This is a genomic window from Roseimaritima multifibrata (genome assembly GCF_007741495.1).
Classification (GTDB): domain Bacteria; phylum Planctomycetota; class Planctomycetia; order Pirellulales; family Pirellulaceae; genus Roseimaritima; species Roseimaritima multifibrata.
In genome coordinates this window covers 5,107,305-5,120,868 of sequence record NZ_CP036262.1, presented here as the reverse complement: position 1 = coordinate 5,120,868, position 13,564 = coordinate 5,107,305, and the positions used below count along the sequence as shown (strand labels likewise).

The window sequence follows — 13,564 nt, the reverse complement described above, 5'->3', positions numbered from 1 at the left end:
CCCGATTTGGTCTTCGTAGTCCATTTACGGAGTAGGCATCGGCTCCGCTGGGGAGGCAGAGGATCTGAGCCAGTCGTGATTGGATCGCTTGCCATCAGGAGGCGGGTGTTTCCGCCTTGCGTGGCAAAAATTGCAGGAGCTGTTCCACCTGTTTCAGTTGTTTTTGCGTTTGAGGGTCGCTTAGGCGATTGAGAATTTCATTTGTTGTCTTGAGCGTTTCGGGAAGCTGTTGGAATGCCCGGATCCAATTGTCTAGCCCGGACGCAGGTAGCGTGCCCGCTCCGCTTAAGAGAGTGCTTAAACCTTCCACGGTCTCGCGATCGAGTTCGATTGAAAGCTTCCCCTCGCCTTGTACCACGTTGGTTCCGCCAAAATTCAGCTCAAAAGAACCGTGCAATTGGATCTGGCCAAAGGGAGGAGGCGGAGTTTCCTGCGACTGCCGGTCGCGACGTTGTTTGCGTTTCTTAGCAGCCCGTTTTCGTCGACGTTCTTTACGCGGACTCTCTTTTTCGACGACCTCGCTATTTCCGTCGGAGACCGCGGGGTCTGCTGGAGAGGCGGCTTCCGCGATGGAAGTCGGCGCCATCAAGAGGAGGAATGCGAGTCCAATTGCAGCAAGCGAGAGCCTTACGCTAGTCCGGTTTTGGCTGGGATCCATGTTGGGACTTCGCATGTGAATTCTGCCTTAACGGTGCGTTTTGATAGACTCATCATACATGGTCACTGGTGGGCGAGTTCGCCGTGAAGGAACTTAGCTTGTAAAAAAAACGGGCCGGCAAGCCTTCGCCGAATGGGGGCTGGTCCGGCTGGGCTCTGCTGACAAGCGATGTTGTTTTCTGGTCGTTTCGCTGGAAACCCGGGTGTTGTTTGGTGGAAGCGACGGAGGCTGAGACATCTTCATGCAGTTTCCCAGCAGGGGCTGCTAGACGCTCCGGCCATTGAAAAACATACCGAACCCGCCAGCCCAATGTCATTTACTTTAGCATCCGCGGGCGGTTTCCTTGCCGGTCGGCAAATTCATTCTGTTTTCAATACGATTGCCGGACGGCTCACGCCGTTCCGCTAAGAAAGTAAATGGCATTGGCCGTTAGGCAACGGGGACGAATGTCCAGGTGGGGACCGGTCGTACATGTTGCGACGCCCTTCCCTTTTCAGTACTGTTTGGCGTTATGCGAAGTCCATTCCTTGCCCTGCTGTTGATCGTCAACCTGTTGGCGTGTCCGGTGCGCTGCCTTTCGTGCGAAGCGAAAGGGACGGTGGGTGAGGAGTGTGCGCAGACCTGTGTTTGCTGCTCGCACGATCAAGAGGCTTCCCCTTCCGAAGTGCCAGAGCCATGTGGCGGCGATTGTGATTGCCAAGGTTGTATCTGCGAAGGCGCGGTTGTCGAGACGTGTGTGGAATTGCCCGATCGAGCGGTTGAGACCGTCGATTGGCTAGAGCCCTCGAAGTCGGAACAGCAGGTTTTGGGAAATCGGATTGCGATTTTCTTGCGTCGATTGTCGTTCCCTCTCGGGAAATTTCTTGGCGGCCGCGAAGTGCGTGTGGCTCACCAATCTTGGTTGATCTGAACTGCTCGAATGCTTTGTTGTGATCGCTTGTGAGCGAATCTTTCAAGTGAACCGGTGGTTGCAGCGAGCCATGTTTTCTAAATATTTTGTTGTTTGAATCGGCATGTGAAGGTCACGTGCGTTTGAGCACCTGTTTTCTGTGATGCCTTTCCCAAGAAGGATTATTGGCATGTCAAAGTTATTGCGTAGTACTGGTTTGGTGGCTGGGGTGATGTTGTTGGCCGTTTCGCTTTTCGTCAGTTCGCCTGCTCAGGCAGCCGAGCCAGCGAAGTCGAATATCGAGATGACCGTTGGTGAAATGTGCGGCGGTTGCGTGAAGAAGATCACCAAACGTTTTGAAGGTGTCAAAGGTATTTCCAAGGTGCTTTGTAGCATCGAAAAGAAGTCCGTCACCCTGATTCCCGAGCAAAACGTTCGGCTGAGTCCGAAGGGAGTTTGGGAGGCGATGGAAGGTATCGGAAAAACACCCATCAAGATGGTGACCCCGACCGGTACCTATACGTCGAAGCCTAAGACTTAGAAAAGTGTTCAGATGTGGAGTCGAGAGAAGGAGCCGATCCTTCTTTCGCTCCCGTCTGCCGGTGCCAATTTTCATAGCACGAGAGAGGCCAGAAACGCTGGCCTTTCCTCAAGCCAGAATCCGGAATCTTTGGCTTCTTTGGGGCCGCGAGAGAACCCTCTTTTCAAGCTTCTTTCGCGCGGGACGTGGAATTTATTCGTGACACATCGCTAGAGCGTAGCTAGCTGGTTGCCGCTGCAGTCTTGTTGTGTCGACCCTTCGGGCCTTTTCGATAACGAATGTTCCTGTTCCGGGGGCTTCACCCCCGGCAGAGATTGTGTCGACCCTTCGGGCCTGGAAAGAGTGGAGCCTTTGGGCTCCCCCGAGATACGCCCGAAGAACGTGCGATTTATAAGTGGCGGATATTGGTCACGCCTTGGGTGAGAATAAGTGAAGAAAGTCTGGCTCCCCTCGCCCTCAAAACAAGCTCACCTAAAACAGGTTTGATACTGGATCAACGGTTCGCCAGCTAATTCCGTGCAGACGGTGGATCCTGTCGCAGTTTTGTTGTGTCGACCCTTCGGGCCTTTTCGATATCGAATGTTCCTGTTCCGGGGGCTTCACCCCCGGCAGAGATTGTGTCGACCCTTCGGGCCTGGAAAGAGTGGAGCCTTTAGGCTCCCTCGAGATACGCCCGAAGAACGTGCGATTTATAAGTGGCGGATATTGGTCACGCCTTGGGTGAGAATAAGTGAAGAAAGTCTGGCTCCCCTCTCCCCCAAGCAAGCTCCGCAAAATCAGACAAGAAGCGAGAGATGACGCAATGATCTCGCTAGTGTTTCTTTCGCAACAACGAGCTCGCTTAGGGGCGAGGGGAGCGAGGCTTTCGTCGTAGCCTGGAATTTCCGAGCCGCGACAACGGACGCTTCTCTTTTGGCGAGCGGGTTTTGCATCGGCGATGTTTCTATTCGCGCATAAAAAAACCTCTTCTGTCGTTAGACAGAAGAGGTTTTAAAAATCCGGCAATACCTACTTTCACGCTGGTATGCACTATCATCGGCTCAGAAAGCTTAACTACTGTGTTCGAGATGGGAACAGGTGTGACCTTTCTGATATGGTCGCCGGAAAGACTACCGGAAGGAATATTTCACCTTGCCGGTAGCCAGTTGTTTGGTAGTAGGTTTTATCTAAAGATTCTCAGAAGATCATTGATGTTCTATGCGAGTGCAAGATATCGATGGTCAAGCCTTCGCCCGTTAGTACTGGTTAGCTCAATACCTTACGGTACTTACACATCCAGCCTATCAACCTGGTAGTCTTCCAGGGGGCTCTCGTCGCTTGCGCGACTACGAATCCTAATCTCGGAGCGGGCTTCACGCTTAGATGCTTTCAGCGTTTATCCTTTCCGAAGTTAGCTATCCAGCCGTGCCGCTAGCGCGACAACTGGTACACCAGAGCTTCGTCCAACTAAATCCTCTCGTACTAAAGTTGAATCTCCTCAAGATTCGAACGCCCACGGCAGATAGGGACCGACCTGTCTCACGACGGTCTGAACCCAGCTCACGTACCACTTTCATTGGCGAACAGCCAAACCCTTGGGAGCTTCTACACCCCCAGGATGTGATGAGCCGACATCGAGGTGCCAAACCGCCACGCCGCTGTGGACGCTCGGTGGCGATAAGCCTGTTATCCCCGGAGTACCTTTTATCTGATGAGCGATAACCCTTCCATTCGGGATTACCGGATCACTAAGACCAACTTTCGTTCCTGCTCGACTTATGGGTCTCGCAGTCAAGCACACTTATACCTTTACGCTCTTCGCCTGATTACCGACCAGGCTGAGTGTACCATTGCACTCCTCCGTTACTCTTTGGGAGGAGACCGCCCCAGTCAAACTGCCCGACAGCAACTGTCCCTTGCCCAGATTCATGGGATCAAGGTTAGAATTAAATTATGACCAGGCTGGTATTTCAAGGACGGCTCCACAAGTGCTAGCGCACCTGCTTCGAAGCCTCCCAGCTATCCTACACAGAACATAACTCAACCCAATAACTGCCTACAGTAAAGGTTCACGGGGTCTTTCCGTCTAACCGCGGGTATGTGGCATCTTCACCACAACTACAATTTCACCGGGTCGGTGGTTGAGACAGTGCTCCAATCGTTACGCCTTTCATGCAGGTCGGAACTTACCCGACAAGGAACTTCGCTACCTTAGGACCCTCATAGTTAGGGCCGCCGTTTACTGGGGCTTCGGTCGCAAGCTTCGCCGTGAGGCTAACCTTCTTCCTTAACCTACCAGCACCGGGCAGGCGTCAGTCTCTATACATCCACTTACGTGTTAGCAGAGACCTGTGTTTTTGATAAACAGTCGTTAGAGCCGATTTTCTGTGGCCCCCAACAGCGTAAACCATCGGGGGCGCCCCTTATCGCGAACTTACGGGGCCATTTTGCAGAGTTCCTTAACCACCGTTCTCCCGAGCGCCTTAGACTACTCGTCTCACGTACCTGTGTCAGTTTTAGTACGGTCAGTTGTACACATAACTTAGCTGCTTTTCTTGGACGTCCTTCCAATGACTTCGAGAACTTAAGCGCTCTCGAGCTTAACCTTGGTTTATGTCGGGTCATTTAACCCCCAACGCCTCAGTGTTTGCTACGGACATTTCTATTCGTACCGCTCACTTTCCGGACGCCGTCCCAGCATCGAATGTACAACCGGCACAGGAATATTGACCTGTTATCCATCGTCTACGCCTTTCGGCCTCGACTAAGGTACCGGCTAACCCTGGGCGGATTTACCTTCCCCAGGAAACCTTACGCTTTCGGCGAGCAGGATTCTCACCTGCTTTATCGTTACTCATTCCGGCATAATCACCCGATGGACCCGACACCACTCCTTACGGTATGGCTTGTATCTGTCCATCGGCGCTCTCCTACCACGCTAACCATAAGGTTAGCATCCATAGCTTCGGTGTATTACTTACTCCCGTTCATTATCGGCGCAGAATTGCTCGACTGGTAAGCTGTTACGCACTTTTTAAATGGTGGCTGCTTCTAAGCCAACATCCCAGCTGTCTTAGCAATTCAACTTCCTTAGTGACTAAGTAATACTTCGGGACCTTAGCTGATGGTCTGGGTTGTTTCCCTCTCGACCGCGGAGCTTATCCCCCGCGGACTGACTGCCGAGATAGTTTTATCGGTATTCGGAGTTTGGTTCGGTGGGGTACCCCGGGAGGGGCCCCCATCCGATTCAGTATCTCTACCCCCGATAAATAGTGGCTCGACGCTATCCCTCAAGATATTTCGGAGAGAACGAGCTATCTCCTGGTTTGATTACACTTTCAGTCCTCCCCACAAGTCATCCCCTCAGTTTTCAACCTAAGTGGGTTCGGTCCTCCACGCAGTTTAACCCGCGCTTCAACCTGCTCATGGGTAGATCACCAGGTTTCGCGTCTGCAGCATACGACAATTTCGCCCTATTCAGACTCGGTTTCCCTTGGGCTACGTCCCGTAAGGACTTAACCAAGCCGCATACCACAACTCGCCGGATCATTATGCAAAAGGCACGCCGTCACCCGTGTCTCCGAAGAGATATAGGGCTCCGACCGCTTGTAAGCACATGGTTTCAGGTTCACATTCCTCCCCTAGCAGGGGTTCTTCTCATCATTCAGTCGCCCTACTGGTTCGCTATCGGTCGTCAAGGAGTATTTAGCCTTGCGGGATGGTCCCCGCGGGTTCAATCCAGGTTTCACGTGACTGGACCTACTCAGGAACACACCGACGACAATTAATTGAGTTTCACTTACGGGGCTGTCACCCTCTGTGGCCGACCTTTCCAAGCCGTTCTGTTACTCGTTCTTTGCCGCCATACGATGTGCCCTACAACACCGGAAGGGAAACCCTTTCGGTTTGGGCTAATCCGCTTTCGCTCGCCGCTACTTACGGAATCGATTTTTCTTTCTATTCCTCCAGGTACTTAGATGTTTCAGTTCCCTGGGTTGCCACTTGCATACCTATGTATTCAGTATGCAGTATTCAGGTATCTCGGGATCATCGCTCGTTTGTCAGCTTCCCCAAGCTTTTCGCAGACTTCCACGCCCTTCATAGGCTCTTGACGCCAAGACATCCCCCATGTGCCCTTGGTAGCTTGACCATCGGAATCTTGAACTCGCTACTTAGCAAATGCCAAGCAACGACAATCAACCGATAGAATTCTACCAACGATATCATTTTTTTACATTAGAAGCCGATTCCAGATGAAGTCCTCAAAGAAAGCTCTCGTGAAAGAACAAACGATGAATCGAATCATTTTTTGGCGGCAACCAATGGAGAATTTTATGCAAGATCGCTAGTTCAAGTCATTTAGATCCGAAACAAGTTTCGTCTCTAAAAGACCATCGCTGAACGCTCCTGAGAACAGTATTCTTGATTCATTTGATGAACGGAAAGATCATCAAAGGCCTCAAGAACTGTGGTGTTCTTTAGATGCCTTCTACCAAACAACCTAATTGTCAAAAATCATTGCCCTGGCAAGCCAGGGGACGCAGTTCAGTGAACTGCCGCTCAGCCAGCTTTTGTTAGCTGAGTGAACGGTTGGTCACTGATGTTTTCTTTGTGAGGGGCGGAGTTTACACGCCTCTCAGAAATGGTCAAGGGCTCCATTTCGCTTTTTTTAATGTTTCGTGTTTTTCAAAATGAAGAACAAAAAACAATGGTAAGTGGAGGTGGACGGACTTGAACCGACGACCCTCTGCTTGCAAAGCAGATGCTCTCCCAACTGAGCTACACCCCCTTACTTCTCTACGCTGCAATGTCTTCTTCTTTCGAGCGGCTCTTGTCAAGCCGTTCACTTCTTTACGCTCCACTTTCAAGGCGATGCCTTGTCGGTCTCTTTGAAGGTCTAGTCTTCGGCTCATCAGAGCGAGGACTGTAGTTTCAATTCGCGTTTTTTAACTTTTGTTGTCGCTGTTTTTTCGAGTCTCAAAAATACACCGCAGTTCGTCTTTCGACTAGGGGCGGTCGGATTTTTAATCGTCGCCAGCGTTTCAAACAAGTGGGCGTACCAGAACTCGAATCTGGGACCTCGTCGTTATCAGCGACGCGCTCTAACCAACTGAGCTATACGCCCGAATGTCGACTGGTGGGAGTGAAACTCCCTGACACCTGTTTCACACTCGGTGAGGGGAGAAGTTTACGAATCTAATCCGTCCTGTCAAAGGCTCTTGGGCCCGAAATGGGGTTTAAATTCAAAATTCCTTCTTTGCAAGCGTTTCGAGCGGCCCTTTTCGGCTCCCGATCGACGCGTTGCGGCAAGGTTTTATTGACTTTTTAGTTGATTCTGCTCTATACCGACATTTCTTTGCTCGTTTGGTTCGGTGGATAACCGAAATAGGTTAAAAGGCGACTTTGGTCGTTTCAGGTCCATCAAAACCGAATCTGTAATTCACTAACCGTGATCTCGACTCATAAAGTTTCTCGTGCACCACTACTCGGAGTACCGTTCGATGCCACGCAAGGCTGCGCTGTTCGTTCTACCTTTGGTCGCCAGTTTGGCGGCTCCCCTTTCGTTGTCCGCCGCGCCTCCGATTTCGGCTGCGCTGGGACTAAAGCCAATTCAGGAGGGAGTTGAGTACGAGCAGGTTCCGGAGTCTCAGTATGATTCGTGCAAGTTGAAAGACCTTGAGGGGGACTGGAACGGCTGGGAGGTTTCGGCTTCCGACGGTTCGACGCTGCGTCGTTTTGCTGACACCAACGGGGACAAGAAGGTCGACCTCTGGTCTTATTTTAAAGATGGCGTTGAAGTTTACCGCGACGTGGATGCGGACTTTAACGGCAAAGCGGACCAGTATCGCTGGTTGGGGACCGCCGGCATCCGCTGGGGTATGGATAACGATGAAGACGGGGAAATTGAATCCTGGAAGCAAATTTCGGCAGAAGAAGCGACCGCGGAATTGATCGCAGCGTTGGCTTCGGGAGACCAAGACCGTTTCCAACGTCTTCTGTTGACTCCCAAGGAATTGGGGTCGCTCGGTTTTGAAAAAGCGGAAGCCGAAAAGCTTGGCTCTCGAATCACGCGGGCGAGCGAAGAGTTCAAACCGTTTGCCGCTCGCCAGAAAGTGGTTGGGAGCGACGCGAAATGGGTTCAGTTCGCTGCCGCTAAGCCTGGCGTTGTTCCCGCAGGCGATAAAGGCCTGAAGGTCGACTTGGTCGTGTACGAAAATGCAGTCGCGATGTTCGAGAGTGCCGATAAACCAGGGCAATTGGTCGTAGGGACTCTGGTTCGGCTCGGTCAGGCTTGGCGATTGATCGATCTGCCGCAGATTGTTGGCGAAGATCAAATTGCTCGAAGCAGTGGCTATTTCTTCAATCCCGTCTCTTCCGCCGTTGCCGCGATGCCCGCGGGAGCGGGTGGCGAGCAGGCTCAGAAATTGGTGGCTCAGCTGGAGAAAATCGATTTGTCGTTGGCGACGGCAAGTGCCGCAGACAAACCGAAACTCAATGCGACCCGTGCCGATATCGTGGAAAAATTGGCGGCCGCCGCCAGCAGTCCCGAAGAACGCCAAACCTGGATTCAGCAGTTGGTCGATACCGTGGCCGCGGCGGTTCAAGAAGGAACCTACCCGGGCGGGATCGATCGCCTGAACGCGCTTAGTAAAGGCGTCGGTAGCAGAGACGCTGGCCTGCGTTCTTATATCGGTTTCCAAATCGTCTCGGCGGAATATGCGGCTCGACTGCAAGGTTCGAAGCCAGAGGATTTCGCGAAGATTCAGGAATGGTACCTGGAAGAACTAAACAAATTTGTTAGCGAAAATGAAGGATCGCCAGAAGCGGGACAGGCGATGATGCAGTTGGCTTTGAGCAAAGAATTCGAAGCGGACGAAGCCGAAGCGTTGAAATGGTACCGACGCGTTGCCAAAGAATTCTCAGGCAACCCTGCTGGCGAGAAGGCTGCCGGAGCGGTTCGTCGCTTGGAATCGGTCGGTAAGGTTCTCGAATTACAAGGGGAAACGCTCGATGGAAAGAACTTCCAGCTTTCTCGGCTTCGCGGCAAACCCGTTGTGATCCACTACTGGGCGACTTGGTGCGAACCTTGCAAACAGGACATGCGACGCCTGCGTCAGTTGCAGGCTCAGTATCAGAGGGCTGGGCTGCAGGTCGTAGGGATCAGTGTCGATGGACGCCGCGAAGATGCGGAGGCTTTCCTGAAGAGCAACCCGCTCCCTTGGCCACAACTGTTTAGCGAAGGTGGCTTGGAATCGAGTCGCTTGGCTAACGAGCTTGGGGTCCAAACCCTGCCAACCATGTTGCTGGTCGACGAAAAGGGCAAAGTCGTTCGCCACAACGTGCAGGTGGCTCAGCTTGGCGAAGAACTGGATGGGTTGCGTTAAAAGACGCAGGATTCCCAAAACGATACCGGAGCGGCACAAGCCGCTCGGTTATAGGGAAAATGCTTAGCGGCAGGACGCGAGCCCTCTGCCCGGTTGCTGCAGTCGGTTAGCACCGCGAGCGGGCTGTTGATCGAGTGATTGTCGCCTTTCGCGTTCTGAAAGGCGACTTGGTTGCGGCCCAGATCGTGCCAACAAGTTAAGGCACGTCCTTCGTCGCCGAGGACCTTTCGGCGCCGCATCGGATAGTGAGACTGGAAATTGCTTAAACGACTAAGGCGCCGTGGGATTTTGCACACGGCGGAGACGGTTTTTAATCGTTTGGTTCCGAAGTGGCTTTTTCGCTTCTCGGTCGGGGATGTCTTCGATCTGGATTTCCAGTTGTTGCAAGAATCTGCCGGTCGTCCACTCTCCGGCGACGGCTCGATGGCCTGCATCGAGGACGAGAACGCCCGGTTGGCACTGCGGGAATTCACCTGGAATTCGGTCCCGTTGGAATCGACCCAGGATGATTTTGGATACGCCGTCTTAAAAACGTCCGAGGTGGATTCGCCCCCAGACCCAGCCGAGGGCTATTCTTATGTCGGCGGAGTCTGGGCGGGAACGGGCAGTTTCAGCGAAGCCGATTTGGGATTCCGGATCGACCTGCAGCCCTCACAAGCGTGGTTGTACTGTGCGTTTGTGGATAGAGAGGCACGAGGGGGCGGGCTTTATAAAAAGCTGCTCGGATTTGTCGCAGAGGATCTGCAGTCGCGGGGATACCAACGCCTGTCGGTCATCATTCAGCCTTGGAATAAGGCTTCGATCCACGTGCATCGTTCCCTCAGTCGGCGTCGCGTCGGTCGCGTCTGCGTCGTCAAACTATTGGGCTTCGCTTGGGTGTTCTGTAGCGGAGAGATTTCGCAAACGAAACGTTTTACCGCCAGTATCGAAGGAAACCCTGTCATTCTGATGGTTTAGGCAGCGCGAGCACGCCGATCGCGCTGTCAGCAAGGCGGCGGCGATTGACGCTTACTAGAACGGTCGTTTGGAAGTGTCGCCAGCGATTTCTTGGACATACTGCGGAACGGCGTAGCCGGGCAGTTGCTTTCGCAATTGCTCGACCAGGTCCATTCCGGTTTCGGCGGGGACTTCGAAATGTGCGGCTCCGCTGACCCGGTCAAGTTGATGCAAATAGTATGGTTGGATGCGATGGTCGACCAATCGCATGCTCAGTTCAGCTAGGGCCGCCACCGAATCGTTGACCCCCTTCAGCAATACCGCTTGGTTCAGCACCGGTATTCCTGCGTCGATTAAACGTTCGAGGGCTGCCAGCGTCGGTTCGTCTAGTTCGGCTGCATGGTTGCAGTGGACGACAAACCAGATGGTGGCGGAAGTGGAGCGGAGGCGTGTGATCAGGTCGCTGGTGATCCGCTGTGGAATCGCAATCGGCAGCCGGGTGTGGAATCGCAATCGCCGGATGTGAGGGATCGCCGTGAGTGAATCGACCAACGATCCGAGCATCGAATCGGCAAGCGTCAGCGGGTCGCCGCCACTGAGCAGGACTTCGGAGATCGAGGGATCCTGTGCCAGGTAATCAATGGCTCCCTGCCATGCCTCTTTGCCTTTGGGGACCTGAGCGTAGGGGAAATGTCGCCGAAAACAGTATCGGCAGTGGATCGCACAGGCTCCTGTTGTGACCAAAAGCGCACGCCCGTGGTATTTATGGAGCAGTCCCGGAAGCGGTTCGGAGTCCTTTTCCGCCAGTGGATCGGTTTGAAAGCCGGCCGCCGATTCGGTTTCCGCCGACAAACCCAAGACTTGGCGGAGGAGAGGGTCATCGGGGTCTCCCTTTTTCATCCTTGCCAGAAATTCCAGCGGGACAAAGACGGGAAAGGCATTCCCTGCCGCGTCGGAGGCCAATTCGGGGGGGAGGTCCAGCCGATTGCACAGTTCTCGGCCGTCTCGAATGGCTTGTTTCATCGCCTGCTGCCACGAGACAAAAATCGAGGGATCGGAATGGGCGCGGACAGACCGTCGATCGCTCGTTAGAATCTCGTCCACAAAATCAATTCCTCTGGTTTCGCTGGTGCCGTCGCTCGACGGATGCCGCGGCCGACGTACGACGCGGAGACATGAAAACATGGCAACTTATAATACTAGTGATTTTCGCAAAGGCCTGAAGATCCAGATCGACGGCGAACCCTACCTGATGACGGACATGAATTTCGTCAAACCGGGGAAAGGGAACGCGTTCTACAAGTGCCGGATGAAAAATCTGGTTCGTGGAACGATCCTCGATCGAACCTACAAAGGGGGCGATTCGCTGGAAAGTGCGGACGTCGAGACCGTCGATGTCCAGTTCCTGTATCGTCAAGGTGAAGATTATGTCTTCATGGATGCGACGACTTTTGAACAGTACGAAGTCAGTAACGATACCGCCGGAGATATCTGGAAATTTCTCAAGGACGGCATGGTTTGCTCGATGACGCTTTACAATTCCAACCCGATTGTGATCGAACCGCCAAATCACGTCGAACTAGAAGTCGTCGAGTGTGTTCCCGGAGCCAAGGGAGATACCGCCACCAATGTGACCAAGCCTGCCAAGTGCGAAACGGGAGCCGAATTCATCGTCCCCGGTTTCATCAAGGAAGGGAACGTGATCAAAGTGGATACTCGCAAGGGTGAATATGTCGAGCGAGTGAACAGCTAAGCGTTTATAGTGGGAATTCCTAATGCTTTGCCGTATTCCTTGGCAACGTATTTGACCTGCAATACGTCTGAGCTGGCCATCCCCTGCCCTTTTGATCTTTAGAGATGATCCACCATGAATATTTTCAGCTTGCGTACGGTGCTGTTTGGCGCCGCCGGTTTTTGTGGCTGTGTAGCAATGTCAGCGGAGCCGCCGTCCGGGCAGCTGGAAACTGGCAAAGTGGTCGCCCCTGCGGAAGCAAAAGCGGAAGCCGTTCAATGGTTGCCGTTGCCTACGGGTAAAGAGGGCGTCTGGGAGGTTTGTAATTTTGGTGGGGATGGCGATGTCGTTTTCGCACCAAAATCGATTGTCATGGAGATGGGCGATCCGCTGACCGGAATCCGGTTGAAGGATAAAGACGACGAAGCTTGGTTCCCGACCGAGAATTTTGAGATCGAACTTCAGGCGCGACGCGTCAACGGATTTGATTTCTTCTGCGGTTTGACCTTCCCCGTCGGCAAAGATGGGGCGGCTAGTTTTGTGCTGGGAGGTTGGTCGGGCGGAGTCGTTGGGGTCAGCAGTATCGACGGTTTTGATGCCTCGGAAAATGAAACGACTTCGTTCATGACTTTCGAAAATGGGCAGTGGTATACCGTTCGCATTCGCGTGGACGACCATATCCGTTGTTGGATCGATGGGAAAAACTACGCCGAAGTCGAACGGAAAGGGCATAAGTTTACGATTCGAGACGAAATGGAGCCCTCGCTGCCCATTGGAATCGCCGCGTTCCAGGTGAAGTCGGAGCTGCGTAATCTTCGTTGGCGAAAGTTGGAACCCGCTGCCAAACCGAAGAAAAGTGCCGACGCAACGAAGAAAGCAAGTCAGTCACCCGCGAGTGAGTCGTGATCGACGAGGGAGGTTTTTCCTCCTCTTTCTCGGGGATGGATTTCAGCTTTGAGGGTGATCCCGATAGCGATGCCGTGCATGCCCGCTGGATGTCGATGGCGATTGAATTGGCCATGCAAGCGGCTCGGGAAGACGAAGTCCCCGTCGGCGCGGTGATTGTGCACAATAAGCGAGCCATCGGAGCCGCTTACAACCAGCGAGAGGCTTTGCATGATCCGACGGCCCACGCCGAAATGATCGCCATCACGCAGGCGGCCGAGGCCCTTGGCGATTGGCGTCTGGAAGGCTGCACGTTGTACGTGACTTTGGAACCTTGTCCGATGTGTGCCGGAGCGATTCTGCAGGGCCGAGTCCCCAACGTCGTGTTTGGTGCAACCGATCCTAAGGCCGGAGCCGTGACCAGTTTGTATCAGATGCTGAACGACCCACGCCTAAATCATCGCTGCGAAGTTCAGGCGGGCTTATTCAAAGAACGCTGCGGCAAATTGTTAACCGATTTCTTCGCCAGCAAACGAGCGATGGGCAAGAAGTAGCAGAT

The 13,564-nt window shown here is 53.3% G+C and carries 9 protein-coding genes, 2 tRNA genes and 2 rRNA genes; 7 read left to right on the top strand and 6 right to left on the bottom strand.

The features are described 5' to 3' along the window. Nucleotides 1-94: 94 nt before the first annotated feature. Nucleotides 95-673 carry a hypothetical protein gene (locus FF011L_RS18510; protein WP_145353152.1) on the bottom strand — a complete coding sequence of 193 codons (579 nt, stop codon included), beginning with the start codon at nucleotides 671-673 and terminating at the stop codon, nucleotides 95-97. 496 nt (nucleotides 674-1,169) lie between these two features. Here FF011L_RS18510 and FF011L_RS18505 point away from each other — a divergent pair, with 496 nt between their 5' ends. Beyond that, nucleotides 1,170-1,568, top strand: a complete 399-nt coding sequence (locus FF011L_RS18505; protein WP_145353150.1) for a hypothetical protein — start codon at nucleotides 1,170-1,172, stop codon at nucleotides 1,566-1,568. A 169-nt stretch (nucleotides 1,569-1,737) separates the two neighbouring features. After that, the gene (locus tag FF011L_RS18500; RefSeq protein ID WP_246109499.1) at nucleotides 1,738-2,088 is read left to right on the top strand and encodes a heavy-metal-associated domain-containing protein; all 351 of its coding nucleotides are present in this window, start codon (nucleotides 1,738-1,740) and stop codon (nucleotides 2,086-2,088) included. A gap of 996 nt (nucleotides 2,089-3,084) precedes the next feature. On the opposite strand, the gene rrf is transcribed toward FF011L_RS18500, so the two are convergent. From rrf to FF011L_RS18480, 4 genes are all read right to left on the bottom strand, one after another. Next, nucleotides 3,085-3,193 (bottom strand): 5S ribosomal RNA (gene rrf, locus FF011L_RS18495). A gap of 111 nt (nucleotides 3,194-3,304) precedes the next feature. Further along, a 23S ribosomal RNA gene (locus FF011L_RS18490) occupies nucleotides 3,305-6,217 on the bottom strand. Between the two features lie 566 nt (nucleotides 6,218-6,783). Next, nucleotides 6,784-6,856: transfer RNA gene (locus tag FF011L_RS18485), tRNA-Ala, on the bottom strand. Nucleotides 6,857-7,118: 262 nt separating this feature from the next. Next, a tRNA-Ile gene (locus tag FF011L_RS18480) sits at nucleotides 7,119-7,192 on the bottom strand. Nucleotides 7,193-7,568: 376 nt separating this feature from the next. Here FF011L_RS18480 and FF011L_RS18475 point away from each other — a divergent pair. Together FF011L_RS18475 and FF011L_RS18470 are read left to right on the top strand one after the other, a co-directional pair. Beyond that, on the top strand, nucleotides 7,569-9,452 hold the full coding sequence (locus FF011L_RS18475) for a TlpA disulfide reductase family protein (RefSeq protein ID WP_145353148.1): 1,884 nt from the start codon (nucleotides 7,569-7,571) through the stop codon (nucleotides 9,450-9,452). 378 nt (nucleotides 9,453-9,830) lie between these two features. After that, the gene (locus FF011L_RS18470) at nucleotides 9,831-10,409 is read left to right on the top strand and encodes a GNAT family N-acetyltransferase (RefSeq protein WP_145353146.1); all 579 of its coding nucleotides are present in this window, start codon (nucleotides 9,831-9,833) and stop codon (nucleotides 10,407-10,409) included. A gap of 54 nt (nucleotides 10,410-10,463) precedes the next feature. Here FF011L_RS18470 and epmB read toward each other — a convergent pair whose 3' ends face one another. Next, on the bottom strand, nucleotides 10,464-11,492 hold the full coding sequence (gene epmB / locus FF011L_RS18465; protein WP_246109498.1) for an EF-P beta-lysylation protein EpmB: 1,029 nt from the start codon (nucleotides 11,490-11,492) through the stop codon (nucleotides 10,464-10,466). 79 nt (nucleotides 11,493-11,571) lie between these two features. On the opposite strand from epmB, the gene efp reads away from it, so the two are divergent. The 3 genes from efp to tadA all read left to right on the top strand — a co-directional run bounded on the left by efp (nucleotide 11,572) and on the right by tadA (nucleotide 13,559). After that, a complete protein-coding gene (efp, locus tag FF011L_RS18460) occupies nucleotides 11,572-12,141 on the top strand; it encodes an elongation factor P (RefSeq protein WP_145353142.1) in 570 nt (189 codons plus the stop codon). A gap of 114 nt (nucleotides 12,142-12,255) precedes the next feature. Beyond that, nucleotides 12,256-13,026, top strand: coding sequence for a family 16 glycoside hydrolase (locus tag FF011L_RS18455; RefSeq protein WP_145353140.1), 771 nt, complete (start codon nucleotides 12,256-12,258; stop codon nucleotides 13,024-13,026). Between the two features lie 35 nt (nucleotides 13,027-13,061). Continuing rightward, entirely contained in the window at nucleotides 13,062-13,559 is a 498-nt protein-coding gene (tadA, locus tag FF011L_RS18450; RefSeq protein ID WP_145353138.1) for a tRNA adenosine(34) deaminase TadA, read from the top strand. Nucleotides 13,560-13,564: the final 5 nt, after the last annotated feature.